Origin of the sequence: Nocardia seriolae NBRC 15557 (genome assembly GCF_007990715.1) — a bacterium.
Classification (GTDB): Bacteria; Actinomycetota; Actinomycetes; order Mycobacteriales; family Mycobacteriaceae; genus Nocardia; species Nocardia seriolae.
In genome coordinates this window covers 85334-106177 of the sequence record NZ_BJWY01000002.1, presented here as the reverse complement: position 1 = coordinate 106177, position 20844 = coordinate 85334, and the positions used below count along the sequence as shown (strand labels likewise).

At 68.5% G+C, this 20844-nt stretch carries 26 protein-coding genes; 17 read left to right on the top strand and 9 right to left on the bottom strand.

The window, feature by feature from the left end; all coding sequences use genetic code 11:
- The first annotated feature begins 42 nt into the window (after positions 1–42).
- From NS2_RS01035 to NS2_RS01020, 4 genes are all read left to right on the top strand, one after another.
- Entirely contained in the window at positions 43–477 is a 435-nt protein-coding gene (locus tag NS2_RS01035; protein ID WP_033085108.1) for a DUF1707 SHOCT-like domain-containing protein, read from the top strand.
- Positions 477–821 carry a hypothetical protein gene (locus NS2_RS01030; protein ID WP_033085107.1) on the top strand — a complete coding sequence of 115 codons (345 nt, stop codon included), beginning with the start codon at positions 477–479 and terminating at the stop codon, positions 819–821. Before NS2_RS01035 ends, NS2_RS01030 begins: the two co-directional genes overlap by 1 nt.
- A gap of 192 nt (positions 822–1013) precedes the next feature.
- The gene (locus tag NS2_RS01025) at positions 1014–1292 is read left to right on the top strand and encodes a hypothetical protein (RefSeq protein ID WP_143161194.1); all 279 of its coding nucleotides are present in this window, start codon (positions 1014–1016) and stop codon (positions 1290–1292) included.
- A gap of 100 nt (positions 1293–1392) precedes the next feature.
- Positions 1393–2193 (top strand): biotin--[acetyl-CoA-carboxylase] ligase, encoded by an 801-nt coding sequence (locus NS2_RS01020; protein WP_033085105.1) that lies wholly within the window; start codon positions 1393–1395, stop codon positions 2191–2193.
- Positions 2194–2203: 10 nt separating this feature from the next.
- Here NS2_RS01020 and NS2_RS01015 read toward each other — a convergent pair whose 3' ends face one another.
- From NS2_RS01015 to NS2_RS01005, 3 genes are all read right to left on the bottom strand, one after another.
- On the bottom strand, positions 2204–2434 hold the full coding sequence (locus NS2_RS01015; RefSeq protein ID WP_143161195.1) for a hypothetical protein: 231 nt from the start codon (positions 2432–2434) through the stop codon (positions 2204–2206).
- Between the two features lie 251 nt (positions 2435–2685).
- Positions 2686–3552 carry a serine/threonine-protein kinase gene (locus NS2_RS01010; protein WP_052085924.1) on the bottom strand — a complete coding sequence of 289 codons (867 nt, stop codon included), beginning with the start codon at positions 3550–3552 and terminating at the stop codon, positions 2686–2688.
- A 78-nt stretch (positions 3553–3630) separates the two neighbouring features.
- Positions 3631–4584, bottom strand: coding sequence for an acyl-ACP desaturase (locus tag NS2_RS01005; protein ID WP_033085150.1), 954 nt, complete (start codon positions 4582–4584; stop codon positions 3631–3633).
- 182 nt (positions 4585–4766) lie between these two features.
- On the opposite strand from NS2_RS01005, the gene NS2_RS01000 reads away from it, so the two are divergent.
- From NS2_RS01000 to NS2_RS00975, 6 genes are all read left to right on the top strand, one after another.
- Entirely contained in the window at positions 4767–5312 is a 546-nt protein-coding gene (locus NS2_RS01000; RefSeq protein WP_033085104.1) for a PH domain-containing protein, read from the top strand.
- A gap of 9 nt (positions 5313–5321) precedes the next feature.
- Entirely contained in the window at positions 5322–5999 is a 678-nt protein-coding gene (locus NS2_RS00995; RefSeq protein ID WP_033085103.1) for a response regulator transcription factor, read from the top strand.
- 100 nt (positions 6000–6099) lie between these two features.
- Positions 6100–7410 (top strand): sensor histidine kinase, encoded by a 1311-nt coding sequence (locus tag NS2_RS00990; protein ID WP_033085102.1) that lies wholly within the window; start codon positions 6100–6102, stop codon positions 7408–7410.
- A gap of 114 nt (positions 7411–7524) precedes the next feature.
- Positions 7525–7884 (top strand): hypothetical protein, encoded by a 360-nt coding sequence (locus tag NS2_RS00985; protein ID WP_033085101.1) that lies wholly within the window; start codon positions 7525–7527, stop codon positions 7882–7884.
- 37 nt (positions 7885–7921) lie between these two features.
- Positions 7922–8614 (top strand): response regulator transcription factor, encoded by a 693-nt coding sequence (locus NS2_RS00980; RefSeq protein WP_033085100.1) that lies wholly within the window; start codon positions 7922–7924, stop codon positions 8612–8614.
- Positions 8615–8646: 32 nt separating this feature from the next.
- Positions 8647–9936, top strand: coding sequence for a sensor histidine kinase (locus NS2_RS00975; protein WP_186817579.1), 1290 nt, complete (start codon positions 8647–8649; stop codon positions 9934–9936).
- On the opposite strand, the gene NS2_RS00970 is transcribed toward NS2_RS00975, so the two are convergent.
- Positions 9902–10450 (bottom strand): GtrA family protein, encoded by a 549-nt coding sequence (locus NS2_RS00970; protein WP_033085099.1) that lies wholly within the window; start codon positions 10448–10450, stop codon positions 9902–9904. The two genes, NS2_RS00975 and NS2_RS00970, sit on opposite strands and share 35 nt — an antisense overlap.
- 98 nt (positions 10451–10548) lie before the next feature.
- On the opposite strand from NS2_RS00970, the gene NS2_RS00965 reads away from it, so the two are divergent.
- The 5 genes from NS2_RS00965 (at position 10549) to NS2_RS00945 (ending at position 14937) form a co-directional block, all read left to right on the top strand.
- Positions 10549–11772 carry a 5-(carboxyamino)imidazole ribonucleotide synthase gene (locus tag NS2_RS00965; protein WP_052085921.1) on the top strand — a complete coding sequence of 408 codons (1224 nt, stop codon included), beginning with the start codon at positions 10549–10551 and terminating at the stop codon, positions 11770–11772.
- Positions 11765–12268: a 5-(carboxyamino)imidazole ribonucleotide mutase gene (purE, locus tag NS2_RS00960; protein ID WP_033085097.1), complete on the top strand. Its 504-nt coding sequence runs from the start codon at positions 11765–11767 to the stop codon at positions 12266–12268. Before NS2_RS00965 ends, purE begins: the two co-directional genes overlap by 8 nt.
- A 46-nt stretch (positions 12269–12314) precedes the next feature.
- Complete coding sequence (locus NS2_RS00955; protein ID WP_033085096.1) at positions 12315–13034, top strand: TetR family transcriptional regulator; 720 nt, start codon at positions 12315–12317, stop codon at positions 13032–13034.
- Between the two features lie 167 nt (positions 13035–13201).
- Positions 13202–14359 (top strand): acyl-CoA dehydrogenase family protein, encoded by a 1158-nt coding sequence (locus tag NS2_RS00950; protein ID WP_033085095.1) that lies wholly within the window; start codon positions 13202–13204, stop codon positions 14357–14359.
- Between the two features lie 257 nt (positions 14360–14616).
- Complete coding sequence (locus tag NS2_RS00945; RefSeq protein WP_033085094.1) at positions 14617–14937, top strand: hypothetical protein; 321 nt, start codon at positions 14617–14619, stop codon at positions 14935–14937.
- A gap of 33 nt (positions 14938–14970) precedes the next feature.
- Here NS2_RS00945 and NS2_RS00940 read toward each other — a convergent pair whose 3' ends face one another.
- From NS2_RS00940 to NS2_RS00930, 3 genes are all read right to left on the bottom strand, one after another.
- Positions 14971–15261 carry a GNAT family N-acetyltransferase gene (locus NS2_RS00940; RefSeq protein WP_033085093.1) on the bottom strand — a complete coding sequence of 97 codons (291 nt, stop codon included), beginning with the start codon at positions 15259–15261 and terminating at the stop codon, positions 14971–14973.
- Between the two features lie 46 nt (positions 15262–15307).
- Positions 15308–16672 carry an FAD-binding oxidoreductase gene (locus NS2_RS00935; RefSeq protein ID WP_096490411.1) on the bottom strand — a complete coding sequence of 455 codons (1365 nt, stop codon included), beginning with the start codon at positions 16670–16672 and terminating at the stop codon, positions 15308–15310.
- 64 nt (positions 16673–16736) lie between these two features.
- On the bottom strand, positions 16737–18221 hold the full coding sequence (locus NS2_RS00930) for an MFS transporter (RefSeq protein ID WP_045437100.1): 1485 nt from the start codon (positions 18219–18221) through the stop codon (positions 16737–16739).
- Between the two features lie 150 nt (positions 18222–18371).
- Between NS2_RS00930 and NS2_RS00925 the strand changes: the two genes are divergently transcribed.
- Positions 18372–18992, top strand: coding sequence for a TetR/AcrR family transcriptional regulator (locus NS2_RS00925; RefSeq protein WP_033085092.1), 621 nt, complete (start codon positions 18372–18374; stop codon positions 18990–18992).
- A gap of 30 nt (positions 18993–19022) precedes the next feature.
- Positions 19023–19343, top strand: a complete 321-nt coding sequence (locus tag NS2_RS00920) for a GroES family chaperonin (protein WP_033085091.1) — start codon at positions 19023–19025, stop codon at positions 19341–19343.
- Position 19344: 1 nt separating this feature from the next.
- Here the strand turns inward: NS2_RS00920 and NS2_RS00915 are convergent, their stop codons facing one another.
- The gene (locus NS2_RS00915; protein ID WP_033085090.1) at positions 19345–20133 is read right to left on the bottom strand and encodes an SDR family oxidoreductase; all 789 of its coding nucleotides are present in this window, start codon (positions 20131–20133) and stop codon (positions 19345–19347) included.
- Between the two features lie 80 nt (positions 20134–20213).
- A complete protein-coding gene (locus NS2_RS00910) occupies positions 20214–20789 on the bottom strand; it encodes a TetR/AcrR family transcriptional regulator (protein ID WP_033085146.1) in 576 nt (191 codons plus the stop codon).
- Positions 20790–20844: the final 55 nt, after the last annotated feature.

The window sequence follows — 20844 nt, the reverse complement described above, 5'->3', positions numbered from 1 at the left end:
CTCACCTGCAAGGTGGGCGGCCACTCGCGCTAATGTCGTGGCATGGCTGAACCACCCGAAATTCGTATCGGTACCGCCGAGCGCGAGGACGCGATGAAGCGGCTATCGGATCATTTCGCGGCGGGGCGGCTCAGCGTGGCGGAGTTCGACGAGCGCAGCGGGATCGTGGCCGCGGCGCTCACGCGCGGCGACCTGGAGCGGGTGTTCACGGATCTGCCCGAATCGGTGGGGGAGAAGAGCGTTGCGGCACCGGCCAAGTCGGGGCTGAGGCTGCCGCGACCCGAGCGGATCATGCCGGTGGTGACCATCCTGGCGGTGATCGTCGCGATCGTCACCCATCAGTGGTGGGTCTTCCTGTTGATTCCGCTGGCCGGTGCGGTGCTCTTCGGCGGGCAGGGCGGCGGCAGGCGGCGGTCGCGGCAGGAGCACCGCGACGAACGGCGGCAGCGGCGGCTGGATCGGCGATCGGAGGACTGATGGAACCCATTGAGATCAATGCGGGCAGTTGGTATTTGCGCGCGCTGCGGGCCGACGAGCGCATCGACGACCGCCCCGCCCTCGCCGACGGCGGCATCACCGATCCGGATTACGTCGCCCGGCGCACGGCCGAATGGGCCGACGAGAGCCACTTCTCGTGGGCGGTGTGCGTGCCCACCACCGCCGAACTGGTCGCCGAGATCGGCGTCCGCCCCAATGCCGATGGCACCGCGACCGTGACCGGTTGGGCGCGCGACGGATACGCCCCGGCGCTGGCCGACGGCCTGGAGAGCGTGCGACGCTTCACCGCGGGCGCGTTGGGTCTGGAGCCGATCGACGCCTGAATCCGGCTCCGGACCACGTATCCGTTTCCGGTCCGGATAATGCCATAGCCCTCGAAAACATGCCTCTACCAGTTGTCATGCGGTTTTCCTGACAAAAATCGGTCGTGCTCACACCCGGTCGTAGGGGACCCTGAAGTCGCATCCGAAAACCGACGACCAGGGGAGGCGGTTATGTGGAGCTGGAGTAGACACGTGGCAGACCGAGCGGCGGCGGCGTCGTTCACCGCCTGGCGTGTCCAGGACCCGGAACCGACAGTGACCGAAGCGAGTTTCAGCGAGACGCCGCGCGAAGGCGGCCCTCGCGACACCGACAACGACAAGATGAACACCGGAACAGACGCGATGATGGGCGATCTCGCCGCGCTGGACTGTGCGGACGAGTCCGCTTCCGAGTACGCCCTCGTCGGCCTGTTCGACGCTCTGGGGGCCATGCTGCGGGCGGTGCCCGCGTCCACCGGCCGCGCAACCTGATCGGGCCTGCGCGGCCGCTGGGGGTGTCGCGCAGACCGGGGCGGGTCCGGATTCGGGCCCGCCCTTTGCGTCGTCCGCCCCCGGAGTAGCGTGGCCGGGCATGGAGAGGTTGCCGCTGGATGCCGACTTGCTGGCCCGGAGTGTTCGCGAGGTGCCGGGGCTGGGGTTCTTCTCGGCCGTCGAGGTGGTCGAGTCGACCGGTTCGACCAATGCGGATCTGGTTGCGCGGGCCGCGGATTCGAGTGCGGATCGGCTGGTGCTGATCGCGGAGACGCAGGAGCGCGGGCGCGGGCGGCACGACCGGCAGTGGGTGAGCCCGCCCCGGGCGCAGCTCGCCATGTCGCTGCTGGTGCGGGTGCGCGGCATCGATCCGGCGGCGCTGGGCTGGCTGCCCTTGCTGACCGGTGTCGCGGTGGTGGACGCGGTGCGCGCGGCGACCGGGGTGAAGGCAGTTCTGAAGTGGCCCAATGATGTTCTGGTCGAGGGCCGCAAGCTGTCCGGCATCCTGGCCGAAATCGCCGCCACCGGAACCGATCCCGCCGTCGTGGTCGGCGTGGGCCTGAACGTGAGCCTCACCGAGGCGGAACTTCCCGTGCCCCATGCCACTTCGCTGCTGCTCTCCGGCGTCGACGACCCGGACCGCACCGCCCTGGTGATCGCGATCCTGCGCGAATTCTCCGGCCGTTTCGCCGCCTGGGAGGCCGCGAACTGGGATATCGCGGACATTTCGGCCGTGTACCGGGACCGCTGCTCCACCATCCGCAGCGAGGTCCGAGCCGAGCTCCCCGGCGGCGAGGTCATCACCGGCGTCGCCACCGGCATAGACGAAAACGGCCGCCTCCTCATCGGCGACCGCGCCGTCTCCGCAGGCGACGTCACCCACCTGCGCGCCGAATACTGAGGCGCGGAAGCTAATTGCCCGGGCGCGGTCGGTGGCCGCCATGGTCGCCGCCCGGGCCGGGGCCCTGATCTCTGCCGGGTCCGCGGGGGCCCGGTTGGCGGGGCTCGGCGGGCGCGGGGGCCCGGGTCGCGGCCGGGCCGGGGATCGGAGCGTCATAGGTCGGCGGGGCCGGTGCGGCCGCGGGTGATTCGGCCGGTTGCGCCGTGACCGATGGAATCGACTGCTGCACACGCGTTTCCATGACCGGAGTCTCCGGCAGCCGGGCGCGCCTGTCCTCCTGCGGCGCGGCGGCACGCTCGGTGAGCCAGACGGCTCCCAGCGCGATGACGATGGCCGCGGCGGCGAAACTCGCGGTGGTGAACGCGCGCCGCCGAGTCCAGCGGCGGGCCGGATCGCCACCCGGTTCGCTCCGCGACAGCGCGACGGTACGGGCATCCGCCGTCGTCGCGGCGGCTGCGCGCAGGTACGAGCGACCGTTCGGCGCGGGGATGGCTACGGTCGCGCGGTCGTCCCGCCCACTGAACGCCGGGGCTCGGCGGAGGTGGCCGTCGCGGTGAGGGCGGCGCGGGCGGCGGCGGCGAATTCGCCTGCGGTGGAATAGCGGTCGCCGGGGTTCTTGGCGAGGGCGCGGGCCACCACGGCGTCGAGGGCGGTCGGTACGGATGGGGCGTGGGTGGAGGGGGGTTCGGGGGTGCGGTCGAGGTGGGCGCGCATCAGTTGGGCCGGGTTGCGCATGCGGAAGGGGCGTGCGCCGGTCAGGCATTCGTAGAGGACGCAGCCCAGGGAGTAGATGTCGGAGCGGGGTGAGGCGGCGCCCTCGAAGCGTTCGGGAGCCATGTAGGCGGGGGTGCCGACCAACATGCCGGTCTGGGTGATGGCGGTCTGGCCGTCCTGGAGGGCGGTGCCGAAGTCGATGAGGTAGGCGACATCGTCGGGGGCGACGATGATGTTCTGCGGCTTGATGTCCCGGTGGATCAGGCCCGCGGCATGCGCCTCGTCCAGGGCGTCGGCGATCTGCGCGATGAGGGCGACGGCCGCGGCCGCGTCCATCGGCCCTTCCCATTCCAGCAGCGCCTCGATATCGAGCCCGTCCACGAATTCCGAGTCGATGAACAGCCGCCCCTCGAGCTCACCGAAGGTGTGCACGGCCACCACGTGTGGACCGTGCAGCAGTGATGCGGCCCGGGCCTCCCGCTCGAAGCGCTCGCGGTATTCGCGGTCGGCGGTCAGCACGGGGGCCAGCATCTTGAGGGTGACGGTCCGGTCCGCCACGGTGTCGTGCGCACGCCAGACCTCCGCCGACCCGCCGCTGCCGAGCAGTTCGTCGAGTCGGTATCGGCCCAGGTAGCCGTCCCCCAAGGGAATTCCTCTCGTCGGGCTGGGGGACACATCTTAGCGAACCGAACATGTTTCAGACGTACGCAACCCGCAATACGTTCAGACCGTCTGCAATTCGCTCCGGGCGGCCTCGCGGGCCAGCATCCGGTCGCGCTGCTCCTCGAACTTGACCACGTCCTCGCCGAGCTTGCCGACGAAGGCGGCCAGGCGGTCCCGCGCCTGCTCGCCGCGCGGTCCGAAGTCGTTGCGCTCGAAGATATTCCAGTTCTTCAATACCGGAGCGACCACTTCTTCCAGATGCTGGCGCAGATCGTAGATGCCGTGCTTGGCCATCATGACGCCGTTGCGCCGGAAGTTGGGCATGCCGTGGCCGGGCATCACGAAGTGGGTGAGCACCTTGGTGATCGCCTCCATGGCCTGGTCGGGCGCCAGGTCCAGGCCCGCGCTGCACAGGGTGCGGTAGAAGATCATGTGCAGGTTCTCGTCGGCGGCGATGCGCTGCAGCATGCGGTCGGCGACCGGGTCGTCGCACACCTTGCCGGTATTGCGGTGCGATACCCGGGTGGCCAATTCCTGGAACGTCACATACGCGACATTCTCCAGAAATCCGCCCCAATCATCCGGGGAGCGCACGCCATTGGTCATGTGGATCATCCGCGCCTCTTCGAGGGCCACCGGATCCACGCCGCGGGTCACCACCAGGTAATCGCGAATCACGATGCCGTGCCGGTTCTCCTCGGCCGTCCAGCGCCCCACCCAGGTGCCCCAGGCGCCGTCCTGGGAGAAGTTCTCCGCGATCTCGCGGTGGTAGGAGGGCAGATTGTCCTCGGTGAGCAGATTGGTGACCATCGCGATCTTGGCGACCTCGCTCAGCCGCGACTGCGACGGATCCCAATCCTGCCCGCTCAGGGCGGCGAAATTCCGGCCCTCGTCCCAGGGCACGTAATCGTGCGGATGCCATTCCTTGGCCATCGACAGGTGCCGGTTCAAATTCGCCTCGGCCACCGGTTCGAGCTCTCGAAGTATCTGGTACTGCGTCAAATCTCGGGTCACACACGCCTCCTGTGTCATGCACACCGGGTGTCTAGCTCGGGACAAGCGTGAAGATCTTGCGCGGTACAACTCGGAAACAGGGCAACTCGTGCCCGCCGATGGTACCGGCGACCGCACGATTGTGCCCCGGTCAGCCACTCGGCGTGAGGCATTCCGGCATCCGCGCGCGATAAGGTTCGGGCATGGGTTATCCCGAGGAAGCGCTGGCGCCCGAAGAGGTGCTGCTGCTGCATCGTCATCCGCATTGGAAGATGTTGTTCTGGCCCGCTGTGACTTTCATCCTGATCACCGCATTGGCCGGATTCGGCGCCGGGGTGTCGGCCCGCAATACCGAGGGCACCCTCCAGACCGGTCTGCTGCTGGGCATTCTGGCGCTGTGGCTGGTAATCGCGCTGTGGCGCAGCGCCGCTCCGCTGATTCGCTGGAAGTCGACGCATTTCATCGTGACCGATCGGCGGGTGCTGATCCGGCAGGGCGTGCTCACCCACACCGGCATCGACATTCCGATGAACCGGATCTCGAATGTGCAGTTCCGCCATGGCCTGTTCGACCGCATGCTGGGCACCGGCACCCTGATCATCGGTTCGTCGTCGGAGGATCCGCTGGAATACGACGACATTCCGCACGTGCAGCAGGTGCACGCCATGCTCTACCACCAGGTCTTCGATGTGGTGCAGAACAATCCGAACGGCGGCGGCTTCTACGGTTCCGGCCCGGCCAACCCGTAGTCTGTTTCCGTGACCGCAGTACTGCTGGCCGAAGACGACGAGGCCATTGCCGCGCCGCTGTCGCGGGCGCTGGGCCGTGAGGGCTATTCGGTGACCGTGGAGAGCTATGGCCCCGCCGTGCTGGAGCGGGCCCTGGAGGGCGGTCACGACCTGCTCATCCTGGATCTCGGCCTGCCTGGGATGGACGGGCTCGAGGTGTGCCGCCAGGTGCGGGCGCGGGGTGCGGAGCTGGCCGTGCTCATGCTCACCGCGCGCACCGACGAGGTGGATTTCGTGGTCGGCCTGGACGCCGGCGCGGACGACTACGTGGGCAAGCCCTTCCGGCTCGCCGAGTTGCTGGCCCGGGTGCGGGCGCTGTTGCGCCGCAGCGGAATCGGTGACGAGGCGGTCGAGGTGGGCGGCATCCGGCTGGAGCCCGCGGCGCGCCGGGTGCTGGTGAACGGCGTCGAGGTGAACCTGGCCAACAAGGAGTACGAGCTGCTGAAGGTGCTCATCGACCGAGCCGGGCAGGTGGTCTCCCGGGAGACCATTCTGCGCGAGGTGTGGGGTGACGCCGACCTGCGCGGCTCCAAGACGCTGGACATGCACATGTCGTGGTTGCGTCGCAAGATCGGCGACGAGGGACCGGTGGCCGAGCGCCGCATCGTGACGGTGCGCGGCGTAGGCTTCCGCTTCAATACCGACTAGCTCCTCCGCTCGAACCGATCTTGTTGTGCCCTTCCGCGCGCATAAGCCCTTCCAGGCACAGAGAACCCCCGACGGCCCGGCGAAGCGAGGCATCTCGACGATGAGACGCAGAATCCTGCTGTCCATGGTGGCCGCTCGGACCCTCACCACCCTGGTTCTCGGTGTGCCACTGGCCTTCACGGCCTGGCAGTGGGTCGAGGACATCAACCGCAACGAGCTGCAGAACCGGCTGATCAGCATTGCCGCGGAGGTGACCCGGCAGGAGCAGTCCGACGGGCTGGTGCACGGGGAGCTGGACATGCACTCGGTGCGGCTGCTGGTCCCGGAGGGCGGCAGGCTGACCGTCGTCTATCCCGCGCAGGAGGGCGTGCACCACGTCGATATCGGCGCGGACTCGGTCGCGAATCCGCTGGTGGAGTCCTACTCGATGGGCGGAGACGGGTCGCTGCGGCTCGAAGTCCCTTCCGGGCCGGTGCATTCCATGCAGTTGCAGGCATTGGGCGCGGTGGCCGGGCTGGTACTGATCTCGCTGGGCGCTGGTATCGCGGTGGCCGTGGTGACCGCGCGCCGGGTGGCCGACCCGCTGCGGGATGTGGCGGCCCGCGCGGCCCGGCTGGCCATGGGCGACTTCCGCGCCGATCCGCGCCGCCACGGCATCACCGAACTCGATCGCGTCTCGGACGTATTGGATTCGGCCACAGTGGAAATCGTGGGACGACTGCAACGTGAGCACGCGCTCGTCGCGGACGTCTCGCATCAGTTGCGCAGCCGCCTCACGGCCGTGCGCCTGCGCCTGGACGAGCTGTCCGCGCACACCGATCCGGCGGTGGTGCACGAGGCGGAAGAGGCCATGGCACAGGTGGATCGGCTCACCGACGCCATCGACGAACTGGTGCGCGCCTCCCGCGACGAGGGTGCGGCCGAACGGGATCCGGTCCCGGTGGTCGCCGAATTGCGCAGCATCGTCGCCGAATGGCGGCATCCCTTCGCCGAGGCGGGGCGCAAACTGGTGCTGCTCGGCGATCCGACACTCAAAGCGCCCGTGACGGGTTCGCGATTGCGGGAGGCGGTCGCGGTGCTGGTCGACAATGCGCTCATGCACGGCGGGGGCACCTGCACGGTGTCGGTGCGCACGGTGGCCGGGCGCATGAACGACCGCGAGCCGCTGGTGGTGGTGGAGGTCGCCGACGAGGGCGACGGGGTGCGAGATGAGTTGGCCCCGCACATCTTCGATCGGGGCTTCTCCGCCGCGGGATCGACGGGTGTCGGTCTGGCGCTGGCGCGGGCACTGATCGAAGCCGATGGCGGACGCCTCGAATTGCAACGCCGCCGACCCGCCCTGTTCGCGGTCTTCCTCGGTTCCTCCGGAGTCGCGTCCCGGCCGATCGCGGTCGGCACCGAGCCGCGCTGATCTTCTATCGATTCTCTAACCGTTCATTAGTCGGCGCTGAGAAGTCGCTTCCTACCTTTGGATTCGTCAACGCCGAACGCGACGAGCAATCGTCGACGAAGAACAGGAGACACAATGCCGAAGTTCACCGTGCGCCGCACCGTCACCGCCGGGGTGCTGGGAGTCGCCGCCCTCGGAATGCTGGCCCTGCCCGCGGTCGCCAATGCCGAGACGCCGGATTCGATTGCGGGCCAGGCGAATACCGGCAGCGCCGGGTCGAGCACACCGGCCCGGCCGGGTGTCACGGTGACCCAGGACCGGGACGGCAATGTCGTCCAGGCGGCTCCGGGTCACCCGGTCGGACCCGACTCCACCCCGGCCATGCCGTTGCAGCCGGCGCAGCCCGGCGGCGTGACCGTCGTACCGAACGATCACGGCGCGGCGGTCGCACCCGGCTCCCCGGCCGACACGATCACCATCGCCCCGCTTCGCTGAGAATCGCGCTCAGCCTGCGTCAGTATCGTCTGAATCCGTGACGAGTCCCCGGATTCTGGTTGTAGACGACGACCCCAGGGTGCTGGCAGCCGTGGCGCGGGGGCTCCGAATGTCGGGTTTCGAGGTCGAGACCGCGGCGGACGGAGCCACCGCGCTGCGCCATATCGCCACCGACGCCCCGCAGGCCATGCTGCTGGATCTGAACATGCCGAATCTGGACGGCGTGCAGGTGGTCACGGCGCTGCGCTCGCTGGGCAATGACATCCCGATCGGCGTGCTCAGCGCCCGCACCGAGGTCACCGACCGCATCGACGCGCTCGAGGCCGGGGCCGACGACTACCTCACCAAACCCTTCGACCTGGGCGAACTGGTGGCCCGGCTGCGCGCCATGCTGCGCCGCGCGCCCGCGCCCAGCCACATCGACGATGACCGCATGGTCGTGGGCCCGCTGACGATCCAGGCCGGCGCGCGCCGCGCCGCGGTCGACGGCACGCCCCTCGACCTCACCAAACGCGAATTCGACCTGCTCGCCGCGCTGGCCTCCGCGCCCGGCCAGGTCTTCTCCCGCGCCCAGCTCCTCGACCGGGTCTGGGGCTACGACTTCGAAACCCAGACCAAGGTGGTCGATGTGTTCGTCTCCTACCTCCGCCGCAAGATCGAGGACACCGGCTGCCCACGCCTGATCCACACGGTCCGGGGCGTCGGATTCGTCCTGCGGTCCGAGCCGTGAAAGCCGCGCGCAGGATGCGGACCAGGTTCCGGATGCCGCGACCCCGCGGTCCTGTTTCACTGCGTGCGCGAGTCGCGCTGGCCAGTGCGGCGACGGCGGCGGTGGTGGTGGCGGGTATGTCGGTGGTGCTGTTCGCCATCGCCCCGACCGATGCGGCGAGCCAAGCGGGCCGGGTGATCAGCGCGATCGCGCTCACCCCGGCCACTCCCGCGCGGCCCGACCCGAGCGGGTACACGACCTCGCCGTTGCCGACCACGCTGCCCGATGTCCCAGCCGTGCTGCCGGACACGGCCATTTCGCGGGCCACGCCGGGCAGCCCGGAGTACTCGCGCACGGTGGCGGTGAACGGCAATCCGGTGGCGGTCACCGTCCCGAACGACGTGGTCTCGGATTCGGCCGCACAGCAGCGGATTCGGATCGTGGGGATCGGCGCGGCGGGTGTGGCGCTGGCGGCCCTGCTGGGCTGGTATTTCGCACATCGGGCCGTGGTGCCGCTGCGGCGGCTGACCGTCGCCACGGCCGGGCTGGGGGAGGGGCTGGCGCTGGAGACGCCGCGCCACCCCGTGGCCAGTGAGACAACGGAATTGGCCGCGGCCATGAACACCATGCTCGGGCGGATCGCCACCGAGCGCCGCCACACCGGCGAAGCCCTGGTCACGGCGCGGGATTTCGCGGCGACCGCCGCGCACGAGCTGCGAACGCCGTTGACCGCCATGCGAACCGATCTTCAGGTGCTCCGGTCGATGCCGCTCTCGGATGCCGAGCGGGCGGAGATTCTCGACGAGGTCCTCACCACCCAGAGCTCCCTCGAATCCACGCTGTACGCCCTGGAACGCCTCGCGGTCGGGGATCTGACCACCGAATCGGATTGGGAGGATATCGATCTGGGCCAGGTCATCGACCAGGTCGTCGACGATGCGCGGCGGGCGAATCCGGGCGTGACCATCGTGGCCGAGGAGGTGGAGCCGATTCGCCTGCGCGGCTTGGCCGCCGGGCTGCGCTCGGTCGTCGACAATGCCGTCACCAATGCGGTCCGGCACGGCGCGGCCGCGCGTATCGAGATCACCGCCGGGTGCGAGGGCGATCATGCCGTCCTGACCATCGACGACGACGGCCGCGGCATCCCCGCCGCGGATCGGGAGCGGGTCTTCGAGCGCTTCTACCGGGCCAGCGAAACGCCGGGCAGCGGTTTGGGTTTGGCCCTGGTCGCGCAGCAGGCACGTTTGCACGGCGGTACCGCGACAATTGGGGAAAGTCCGACAGGCGGTGTGCGCCTGCGGGTCACGCTCAGCTGTGGCCGAGCTGCTCCTCGTTCTCGCTGACGAGGTCCTCGAATTCGTCCTGCAGTTCCTGCATTTCGTCGGGGAACACCCACTTCTTCATGGAGTAGAAGCGGAATGCCATTTGCAGCAGGTTGCCGATGATGAACGCGCTGATGAAGTCGGCGATGTTCTCGACGGTGAAACTCACATTGGGCTGGCGCAGCTCGAACACGTAGCTCGACACCCACAGCGGCAGCGCGGCCAGGCCCACGCCGATGCCGCTGACCAGGAAGAACAGCAGCGCCTCGTGGTGCTTCTCGCGACCGCCGCGCTTGTCGAAGGTCCATTCCCGGTTCAGGATGTAGGACACGATGACCGCGATGGTGCCGGACATGATCCGCGCCACAGTCGGCTTGGTGTCCATGATCGTCCATTTGAGGACGTAGAAAATGCCCAGGTCGATGACGAACGTAGTCGCACCGACAATCGCGAACTTGATGAGTTCGTAATGGCGGTCCGCGAGGGCCCGCAGCGGCGCGGGCAGGCGGTTTACCACTTCGTCGACAAATGACACGGTGCGAGTCTACGTGTCCGGTCCCGATCGCGGAGTGCCGGTACAAATAGGGGCAGATACCTGTCATGCGACCCGCTAACGAGCCGCGGGTGGGTGCCATGACAACATGGTGCAGCGTGAGCGCCCGTTCCTTCGATTCCTCCGCGATGCCGACCGTCACCATGATCGGCGGTGGCCAGCTCGCGCGCATGACCCATCAGGCGGCCATCGCGCTCGGGCAACGGCTGCGTGTGCTGGCCGAGCGCCCCGACGACCCGGCCGCCCAGGTGACGCCCGAGGTCGTGCTGGGCAGCCACGACGATCTGGCCGCGCTGCGCAAGGCCGCGGTGGGCTCGCACGCGCTGACCTTCGACCACGAGCACGTGCCGACCGCGCACCTCGAGGCGCTCATCGCCGAGGGCGTGAACGTGCAGCCGCCGCCGTCGGCGCTCATCTTCGCCCAGGATAAGCTGCGTATGCGCGCCAAGCTGGCCGAGCTCGGCGTGCCGATTCCGGCCTACACCGAGGTGCACTCGGTCGCCGACGCGGTGGCCTTCGCCGACGAGCACGGCTGGCCGTTCGTGCTCAAGGCGGTGCGCGGCGGCTACGACGGCCGCGGCGTCTGGATGCCCGCCGATGCCGCCGAGGCCGCGCCGATCATCGAAGACCAGCTGGCGCACGGGGTCTCGCTCATGGCCGAGGCCAAGGTGGATCTCAAGCGGGAGCTGTCGGCCATGGTGGCGCGGTCCCCGTTCGGTCAGGCCGCCGCCTGGCCGGTGGTCGAGACCGTGCAGCGCGACGGTCAATGCGCGGTGGTCATCGCCCCCGCCCAGGACCTGCCCGCGGCCAAGGCCACCGAGGCGGAGTCCCTGGCCCTGCGTCTGGCGGCCGAGCTCGGGGTCACCGGCGCGATGGCGGTCGAACTGTTCGAGACCCACTCCGGCGACCTGCTGGTCAACGAATTGGCCATGCGCCCGCACAATTCCGGCCACTGGGGCATGGACGGCGCGAGCACCGGCCAGTTCGAACAGCACCTGCGCGCGGTCCTGGACTACCCGCTCGGCAGCACCAAGCCCCTGGCCCCGGTCACCGTCATGGCCAATATCCTCGGCGCACCCGAAGCCCCCGAAATGTCCACGGACGAACGCCTGCACCACCTTTCGGCCCGCGTCCCCGAGGCCAAGGTGCACCTCTACGGCAAGGGCGAACGCCCCGCCCGCAAGATCGGCCACATCAATATCCTCGGCGACGACCCCGCCGAGACCCGTGAAAAGGCTGAGCGGGCGGCACATTGGATGTCGCACGCCATTTGGACCGACGGATGGGACCCGCATCATGACTGAATCTGCCCAGGTCGGCCTCATCATGGGCTCCGACTCGGACTGGCCCACCATGGAGGCCGCCGCGGAAGCCCTCGCCGAATTCGGCATCCGCTTCGAGGTCGGCGTCGTCTCGGCCCACCGCACCCCCCAGCGCATGCTCGACTACGCGAAGAACGCCGCCGCCCGCGGCATCAGGGTCATCATCGCGGGCGCGGGCGGCGCGGCGCACCTGCCGGGCATGGTCGCCTCCGCGACCCCGCTGCCGGTCATCGGCGTCCCGGTCCCCCTGAAGTACCTCGACGGCATGGACTCCCTGCTCTCCATCGTGCAGATGCCCGCGGGCGTACCGGTCGCCACCGTCTCCATCGGCGGCGCCCGCAACGCGGGCCTGCTCGCCGTCCGCATCCTCGCCTCCGCCGACCCCGAATTGCGTTCCCGCATGGAACGTTTCCAGGCCGGTCTGGAACAGATGGTTCTCGAGAAGGACGAGGCCCTGCGGACCAAACTGCTGGGCTGACACCACCCTGGACCCGGGCGGCCGCGGCGGTCGCTACCGTTGGCGGATGCCTTCCGACCAGCCTGCCCGGGGCCGCGCCGACGCGGATTCGACCGAACGCCGATTGACCGTGGTGGATCAGGCGTTGCGGTTGTTCGCCGAAAAGGGCTATGAGGCAACGACGGTCGATGAGATCGCGGAGGCGGCGGGGATTTCGCGGCGGACGTTCTTTCGGCAGTTCCGGTCCAAGGAGGATGTGGTCTTCGCCGATCACGATGCGCAGCTGGCGCAGGCTCGGGCGTTTCTCGAGGCGGCGCAGGGGGATCCGTGGGACGCGGTGTGCGAGGCCGTGGTCGAGGTGTTCGAGCGGTTCACGCAGTGGCGGGAGATCGCGGCGCGGCGGTATCGGGTGGTGCGGCAGGTGCCTACGCTGCGGGAGCGGGAGATCGTGACGGTCTTCCGGTACGAGCGGCTGTTCACCGATTACCTGCGGGGGCGGTTGCGAGGGACCGCGGATCTGGCGTTGGTGCAGTTCACCGCGGCGGTGACGGCCACCCACAACTATCTGCTGCGGCGCATGGTGCGCGGCGAGTCGGCGGCGAGTCCGGCGGATCTGCGGGCGGCGCTGGCGGCGATTCCGCGCGGGGGAGCGGGCCTCGGGGCGGCGGCGGGCGCCGGGTCGGATCAGATGGTGGTGGCGGTGTTTCCCCGTGATCTCCCGCCCCGGCAGGTCGCCGAGCTGCTGGAGCGTCGTCTCGCTCTGCCTGATTCGAGAGATACGCTGTGAGATGTCCGCAGTGGCGTAAATGACACTGCGTGCCACCCATTTTTGAGTTAGTACCTGCACGTGGCCGCGGTATTGCGGCGTATACTCGACTGTGATTGGCACTGAGTGCCGAAGAGTTGACGATGCTGGGCAACCAGCGGCGATCCCCACGACCAGGAGACAACCCCATGGCGGGCAACCCCGATTTCACCCTGTTCCAGCTCGAGGACTTCCACCACGAGCTGCGCGAGGCCATCCGCGGCCTGTCCGAGAAGGAGATCGCCCCCTACGCGAAGGACGTGGACGGCAACGCCCGCTTCCCGCAGGAGGCGCTGAACGCCCTCAACGCGGCCGGCTTCAATGCCGTGCACGTGCCCGAGGCATACGGCGGCCAGGGCGCGGACTCGGTCGCCACCTGCATCGTGATCGAGGAAGTGGCCCGCGTCTGCGGTTCCGCCTCGCTCATCCCGGCCGTCAACAAGCTCGGCACCATGGGCCTGATCCTGAAGGGCTCCGAGGAGCTCAAGACCAAGGTGCTGGCCGACATCGTCGCGGGCAAGATGGCCTCCTACGCGCTGTCCGAGCGTGAGGCGGGCTCCGACGCCGCCTCCATGCGCACCCGCGCCAAGGCCGACGGCGACGGCTGGATCATCAACGGCTCCAAGTGCTGGATCACCAACGGCGGCAAGTCCGATTGGTACACCGTCATGGCCGTCACCGACGCCGACAAGGGCGCCAACGGCATCTCCTCGTTCATGGTCCACAAGGACGACGAGGGCTTCGTGGTCGGCCCGCTCGAGCACAAGCTGGGCATCAAGGGTTCCCCGACCGCCGAGCTGTACTTCGAGAACTGCAAGGTCCCCGGCGACCGCATCATCGGCGAGCCCGGCACCGGCTTCAAGACCGCCCTCGAGACCCTCGACCACACCCGCCCGACCATCGGCGCGCAGGCCGTCGGCCTGGCCCAGGGCGCGCTGGACGCCGCGATCGCGTACACCAAGGACCGCAAGCAGTTCGGCAAGGCCATCGCCGACTTCCAGAACACCCAGTTCATGCTGGCCGACATGGCCATGAAGGTCGAGGCCGCCCGCCTCATGGTCTACACCTCCGCGGCTCGCGCCGAGCGCGGCGAGAAGAACCTCGGCTTCATCTCCGCGGCCGCCAAGTGCTTCGCCTCCGACGTGGCCATGGAGGTCACCACCAACGCCGTCCAGCTCTTCGGTGGCGCCGGCTACACCACCGACTTCCCGGTCGAGCGCATGATGCGCGACGCCAAGATCACCCAGATCTACGAGGGCACCAACCAGATCCAGCGCCTGGTCATGTCGCGCCAGATCCTGCGCTGACGTTTTCGTTCGGCCGAGCCTTCGAGGCGGTTCCGGGATCTGTCCCGGAGCCGCCTCTTCTGCTGTGGGGGAAGATCATTCGGGACGCGGGGCGGGGTGGCGGCGAAAACGCTTGGATTGCTGAAGAATTGCTCCGGTTGGCGGTTCGCCGTCGATGTGCGGCGGGGTGGTTCGCGGGGCGTTTCTTTCTGGCTTCCTCAGGTAAAGCACGGGTTAGAGGGCTGTTCGGGTGGGGATGCTGGGGGCACTATGGAGCCATGGCCGGAGTCGAAATCAACGACACCTTCGTCCGGCGTACGTTGGCCGACGGACGGGTGGAAGAGGTCGCGTGGACGGAACTGGCAGAGGTGCGGATCATTACGGCGGCGGACGGGCCGTTCGCGGGGGATGTGTTCTTCGTGTTGATCGGGGCTACCGGTAAGGGTTGCGTGGTGCCGTATTCGGCGGCCGATACCGCGTTCCTGGCGAAGCTGCAGTCGCTGCCGGGCTTCGACGACGCGAAGGTGTGCGAGGCGATGGTGGGCAGCGCCGACCGGCATTTCCGGGTCTGGCAGCGCCGGCACCATCCCGCGAACTAGGCCGGAGCAGGCCCGCGAACCGGGCCGCGCGAATCAGGCCACCAGGTCGGCGTATTCGGGGTGCTCGCCGATGTACTTCTCGACGTACCAGCAGGTGGGGATGATCGAGAAGCCTTCGGACCGGGCATCCTCGAGCGCGAACTCGACCACCTGCGCGGCCACGCCGCGGCCCCGGAACTCGGGAAAGGTGAGGGTGTGCTGGATGTCGCGGACCCGGGCGTCGCCGTCGACCCGTTCCGCGTAGTCGGCGTAGCCCGCGAGCGTGCCGTCGAGATAGATCTCGTAGCGGGTCGCGTCGGCATTGTGTTCCAGCTTCGTGCTCATGACCGGTGTGAACTCCCTTGTCATACGGATTGTTCCGCCGCGCCGGTCAGATCACCGCGCCGGGATTCAGTATCCCGTGCGGATCCAGCGCATCCTTGATCCGGCGCGTGAGCGCCATCACGTCGGGCCCGAGCTGATCGGGCAGCCAGGGCTTCTTCAGCCGTCCGACGCCGTGCTCGCCGGTAATGGTGCCGCCCAGCCCGATCGCCAGCTCCATGATCTCGCCGAAGGCCAGGTGGGCGCGTTCGGATTCGGCCGGATCGGCGGGGTCGTGCACGATCAGCGGGTGGGTGTTGCCGTCACCCGCGTGCGCGATGACCGAGATGAGCACCCGCCGGTGCGTGGCGATCTCGGCAATGCCGGTGACCAGTTCGCCCAGCCGCGGCAGCGGGACGCCCACGTCCTCGAGCAGCAGCGGCCCTTTGCGTTCCACCGCCGGGATGGCGAATCGCCTTGCGGCGCAGAAGGCTTCGCCCTCGTCCGGGTCGTCGGTGCGGAACGCCTCTGTCGCCCCGGCCTTTTCGCAAGCGGCCAGCATGATGTCGGCCTCGTGCCCGGCGTGTTCGCCGGGTGCGTCGGAGCGTGCCACCAGCAGCGCCGCGGCGTCTCGGTCCAGGCCCATGCGCAGTTCGTCCTCGACGGCGTTGATGGCCACCGAATCCATGAATTCCAGCATGGAGGGCCGCAATTGGCCGGTGATGGCGAGGATCGCGTCGGTGGCGGCGGTCAGTGTCGGGAAGGTGGCGACCACGGTGGACTGCGGCGGCTGCGCGGGCAGCAGCCGCAATGTCAGTTCGGTGATGATCCCCAGCGTCCCCTCGCTGCCCACGAACAGCTTGGTCAGCGACAGCCCCGCGGAGTCCTTGAGCCGCGGCCCGCCCAGCCGCACCGCGGTCCCGTCGGCCAGCACGACTTCCATGCCGAGCACGTAATCGGTGGTGACGCCGTACTTCACGCAGCACAGCCCGCCCGCGTTGGTGGCCGCGTTGCCGCCGATCGAGCAGATCTCGAACGAGGACGGATCGGGCGGGTACCACAACCCGTGTTCGGCGACGGACCGCTTCACCTCCGCGTTCAGCAGCCCCGGCTGGACCACCGCCGTCCGCGTCACAGGGTCGACGCTGATCTCGCGCATCTTCTCGGTGCTCAGCACCAGCGCCCCGGACTGGGCGGTCGCGCCACCCGACAGTCCGGTTCCGGCCCCGCGCGGCACGATCGGCACCCGATGCCCGTGCGCCCAGCGCACCGTCGTCGCGACCTGCTCGGTGGTGAGCGGGCGGACCAGCGCCAGCGCGATCCCCGCGTCCGGATCCAGCGCGCGATCCTGGCGGTATCCGCCGAGCACATCCGGGTCGGTCACCACCATGCCGACCGGGAGCAGACCGCGCAGTTCGTCGAGATCGATGTCCACGAACCAGAAACTACGGGCTCCGGGCGCATTTGTCCGGAACCCGTGGCTTCTTCGTGCGTGCTGCTCAGCGTGCGGCAGCGGCCTTCGGCAGGGCGGTCGTCGCGCTGGGCAGGGCGAGGGCGGCGGCCAGCACGACCACCAGCACCGCGACTCCGCCGAGCGCGGCCATCTCCATCGCGGTCACATACCCGCCGGTGCTGTGGTTCGCACCCAGCGCGCTGAAGAAGATCACGCCGAGAACCGTTGCCCCGATGGCGTTTCCGAACTGCTGCGAGGTGGTGAGCACCCCAGCGGCCATGCCCGCCTGCCGGGCCGGAATGCCCGAGGACAGCACCGCCCCGATGACCGAGGGAATGGTGAGCCCGTTCCCGGTGCCGACGATCATCATGCCCGGGATCAGCGCCAGTGCGGTGACCTCACCGCCCATGCCGACCAGCACCGCCAGCGTGATCCCCAGCCCGGTGAGACTGGTCAGCGTGCCGAGCACCATCACCCGGTTCCCGATCCGGGCCGCGACCCGCGGCGCGAGGAAGCACGAACTGCCCGCGAAGCACAGCCCCAGCGGCGCGAACGCCAATCCGGCGGCCAGCGGCGACAATCCGAGTCCGTTCTGCAGCATCAGGGTCAGGCACAGCATGAACCCGGCGAAGAAGGTCAGATACCCGCCCGCGATCACCAGCCCGAGGCTGAATCCGCGTTCGCGCACCATCCCGGTGTCGAGCACCGGTTCGCCGCCGCGCTCGCCGAGCCGATTCTCATAGCGCACGGTGAGCAGCAGTACCGGGATCGAGGCCGCCATGCTGACCCAGGTCCACACCGGCCAGCCCGCGGGCCGCCCCAGCGTGATGGGCACCAGCAGCAGTGCCAGCGCGGCCGAGATGCCCAGCGCGCCAACCGGATCCAGCTTCGGTCGCTGGGTCTGCTCGTGCCGCGGCAGCCACCGCGCGGCCAGCCCGGCGGCGACCAGCCCGATCGGCACATTGATGTAGAAGATGCTGCGCCAGCCCCAGCCGAACAGGTCGGCGTCGAGCAGCACCCCGCCCAGGATCTGTCCCGACACCGCGCCGAGCCCGATGGTGGCGCCGAAAGCCGCCATGGCCCGGGGCCTTTCGTGCGCCGGGAACAGGGTGTTGATGAGGGCCAACATCTGCGGCACCATGAGCGCCGCGGTGCCGCCCTGCAACACCCGGAACGCGACCAGCGCCCAGGCATGGGGGGCGAGCCCGCACAGCAGCGAGGCGGCGGTGAACGCCAGCATGCCGAGCACGAACAGTCGCCGGTGTCCGTGCAGGTCGCCGAGGCGGCCGCCGGTGATCAGGCCCGAGGCGTAGGCGAAGCCGTAGCCGCCGACGATGAGTTCCAGCGCCGACTCCCCGGCGTGCAGGTCGTGTTGCAGCGAGGAGGCGGCGACGTTCACGACGAACCAGTCGAACATCGCCATGAACATGGCACTGAGGATGACGGGCAGGGCGCGCCAGCGGGCGGCGAACTCGACCGGTCCGGTCGTTACGGGAACCGTTGTGGCGGCCCGGTTTTCGAGAGTGGTCACGTCGTTCTCCCGAACGTGAAAGGGGGTGTGTGTGGGAGGCGTCGGCGCGTCGTTGCGCCGGAGACTCGAGTCTTGTAACTAACCGGTTGGTTGAAGAATTCCACCCGTCCCCGCCGCTTGTCAACCAGTTGGTTGGTTACCATCGATGTCATGGCAGCCATCAGGGATCCCGAGGCGACGAAGGCGCGCATCTTCGAGGCCGCGACCGCCGAGTTCGCGCAGTACGGGATCGCCGGCGCCCGGGTGGACCGCATCGCCCGCAATGCCAAGGCCAACAAGCAGCTCATCTACGCCTACTTCGGCGACAAGGAGAAGCTCTTCCACGCGGTGCTGGAGAAGACCATGCTGGCCGTCGCCGGTTCGGTCACCACCGAGATCGAGGACCTCGACACCTGGATCGACCAGCACATCGACTACCACCGCGAGCACCCGGAACTGCTGCGCCTGCTGCAGTGGGAGGCCCTGGAACTGGGCCGGGAGAACGCCTCGGCGGGCGAATTGCGTTGCGGCCGTTACCTGGAGAAGCGGCAGAAGGTCGAGGGCGCGCAGGGCAAGGGGCTGATGCGCGCGGACATGCCGCCGGGTCAGGTGCTCATGCTGCTGATGTCGATGATCAACTACCCGCTGGCGGTTCCGCAGGTCGCCGCCTTCACCCTGGGCGGGGATGCCGATCCCGAGGAGCAGCGGGCCTGGATCAAGGACGCCATCCGCCGCATCGTCGCGCCGGGATCGAACACCGCGGCCGGGCCGCGATCCAATACCGAGGCGTAACCGATTGTCCGTGCGCAGTACACTGCCGCGGTGTCCGATGCCAAGCTAGAAATCCAGATGCTCCACGACCGCGTCATGGTCAAGCTCAGCCCGGAGGCGGGCGAGCGGCGCAGCAGCGGTGGCATTCTCATCCCGGCCACCGCCCAGGTGGCCAAGCGCCTCTCGTGGGGCGAGGTGTGCGGGGTGGGCTCGCACGTACGCGCGGTGAGCGTGGGCGATCAGGTGCTCTTCAGCGCCGATGACCAGTTCGAGGTGGAGATTCAGGCGCAGGCGTATTACGTGCTGCGCGAACGCGATCTGCACGCCGTCGCGAATACCCACCCCGAACACGGCACCGGGCTCTACCTGTAGCTCAGGCCGTCTTCACGATGCCGCCGTCGATGACGTAGTCCGCGCCGTTGATGATGGCGGATCGCTCCGAGGCCATGAAGGTCACCAGCGCCGCGATCTCGTGCGCCTCGGCAATGCGCCCGGCGGCGATATTGAACTGCGCCGGCATGTTTTTCAGGAACTGCTCCTGGTCCACACCGCTGACCGCGGCCAGCTTCGCGCCGAGGTGGTCGGGCCCGCGCCAGATGCCGGTGCCGACGGGCCCGGGCGAGACGGTGTTCACCCGCACACCCTGCGGCCCGAATTCCTCGCTGAGCCGCTTGCCGAAACTGGTCAGCGCGGATTTGGCCTCGCTGTACCCGGCCGGACCGACCGCCGGGACCCGGGCATTGATCGAGGACACGGTGATGACCGTGCCGCGCCGCTCGACAATGCTCGGCAGTGCGGCGCGGGTGGTGGTGACGACACCGAACAGGTTGAGGTCGAACAGCTTTCGCCACTGCTCGTCCGGGACGTCGAGGAATCCACCGAACTCCATGTCGGTGATGTCGCCGCCGCCGACATTGTTGACCAGGATATCGATGCCGCCCAGCTCGGCCAGCGCCGCCTCGACTGCGGCCAGCGCGCCCTCGGTGGTGCTCAGATCGGTGGAAACTGTTGCCGCCGCGACCTTTTCGAGCTCGGGAGTGATGGTGCGGGCCACGCCCACCACTCGTACGCCCTCCTCGGCCAGCGCTTCGGCGACGGCCAGCCCGATACCGCGGCTGGCTCCGGTGACGAGCGCGGTCTTGCCGTTCAGTCCGAGATCCATGTTTCGTACCTTTCTTGAACTGTGGGTCAAAAACTGGTGCAAAAGAAAAGGCCGCGGGATGCGGCCGATTCAGGGGTTGATCAGAGAGTGGACAGGGTGGTGTCGACGATCCGGTACAGCGTCGCCGCATCCGAGATCTTCGCGGAAAGACGAAGGCCGCCAATGGCATTCATCAGGTACTCGCTGTAGGCGCGCGCATCGACCTCGGCCTGGATATCGCCGTCGCGCTGTCCCTGCTCGATGCGCTCGGCCAGCACCTCGGTCATGTGCTCGTGAGCGGTCGTCACCGCCCTGGTCGCCTCCGCGTCGTGGCCGGCGAGTTCCATGGCGGTATTCACCACCATGCATCCCCGCCGTACCGGTTGCTCCAGGTCGCTGTCCACGATCCGGTGCATCCAGGCCCTCAGGCGCTCCCGCGTCGTCCCCGGTTGTGACAGCACCTCCCGCGCGAGCGTCATCCCCATCTGGTCATATCGAGCCATGGCCAAATCGAACAACTCCCGCTTGCTGCCGAAAGTGTTGTAGAGACTGCCTTTTCCGATGCCGGTGGCCTCCGCGAGCTGTGCGGGCGAACACCCCGCGTACCCATGGGTCCAGAACGCCTCCATCGCGCGATTCACCACGGTGTCCGCGTCGAAGTTGCGTGGCCTGCCCATGAAAAGCAACGTACCCCGTTCTTGACCCTCGGGTCAAGAACGGGGTACTTCGATG

Bases quoted from the DNA above. Each gene is read 5' to 3' on its own strand.
- NS2_RS01035 (WP_033085108.1), top strand. From the start codon at position 43: ATGGCTGAACCACCCGAAATTCGTATCGGTACCGCCGAGCGCGAGGAC.
- NS2_RS01030 (WP_033085107.1), top strand. From the start codon at position 477: ATGGAACCCATTGAGATCAATGCGGGCAGTTGGTATTTGCGCGCGCTG.
- NS2_RS01020 (WP_033085105.1), top strand. From the start codon at position 1,393: ATGGAGAGGTTGCCGCTGGATGCCGACTTGCTGGCCCGGAGTGTTCGC.
- NS2_RS01015 (WP_143161195.1), bottom strand. From the start codon at position 2,434: ATGGAAACGCGTGTGCAGCAGTCGATTCCATCGGTCACGGCGCAACCG.
- NS2_RS01000 (WP_033085104.1), top strand. From the start codon at position 4,767: ATGGGTTATCCCGAGGAAGCGCTGGCGCCCGAAGAGGTGCTGCTGCTG.
- NS2_RS00990 (WP_033085102.1), top strand. From the start codon at position 6,100: ATGAGACGCAGAATCCTGCTGTCCATGGTGGCCGCTCGGACCCTCACC.
- NS2_RS00985 (WP_033085101.1), top strand. From the start codon at position 7,525: ATGCCGAAGTTCACCGTGCGCCGCACCGTCACCGCCGGGGTGCTGGGA.
- NS2_RS00975 (WP_186817579.1), top strand. From the start codon at position 8,647: ATGCCGCGACCCCGCGGTCCTGTTTCACTGCGTGCGCGAGTCGCGCTG.
- NS2_RS00965 (WP_052085921.1), top strand. From the start codon at position 10,549: ATGACAACATGGTGCAGCGTGAGCGCCCGTTCCTTCGATTCCTCCGCG.
- purE (WP_033085097.1), top strand. From the start codon at position 11,765: ATGACTGAATCTGCCCAGGTCGGCCTCATCATGGGCTCCGACTCGGAC.
- NS2_RS00955 (WP_033085096.1), top strand. From the start codon at position 12,315: ATGCCTTCCGACCAGCCTGCCCGGGGCCGCGCCGACGCGGATTCGACC.
- NS2_RS00950 (WP_033085095.1), top strand. From the start codon at position 13,202: ATGGCGGGCAACCCCGATTTCACCCTGTTCCAGCTCGAGGACTTCCAC.
- NS2_RS00945 (WP_033085094.1), top strand. From the start codon at position 14,617: ATGGCCGGAGTCGAAATCAACGACACCTTCGTCCGGCGTACGTTGGCC.
- NS2_RS00940 (WP_033085093.1), bottom strand. From the start codon at position 15,261: ATGAGCACGAAGCTGGAACACAATGCCGACGCGACCCGCTACGAGATC.
- NS2_RS00925 (WP_033085092.1), top strand. From the start codon at position 18,372: ATGGCAGCCATCAGGGATCCCGAGGCGACGAAGGCGCGCATCTTCGAG.
- NS2_RS00915 (WP_033085090.1), bottom strand. From the start codon at position 20,133: ATGGATCTCGGACTGAACGGCAAGACCGCGCTCGTCACCGGAGCCAGC.
- NS2_RS00910 (WP_033085146.1), bottom strand. From the start codon at position 20,789: ATGGGCAGGCCACGCAACTTCGACGCGGACACCGTGGTGAATCGCGCG.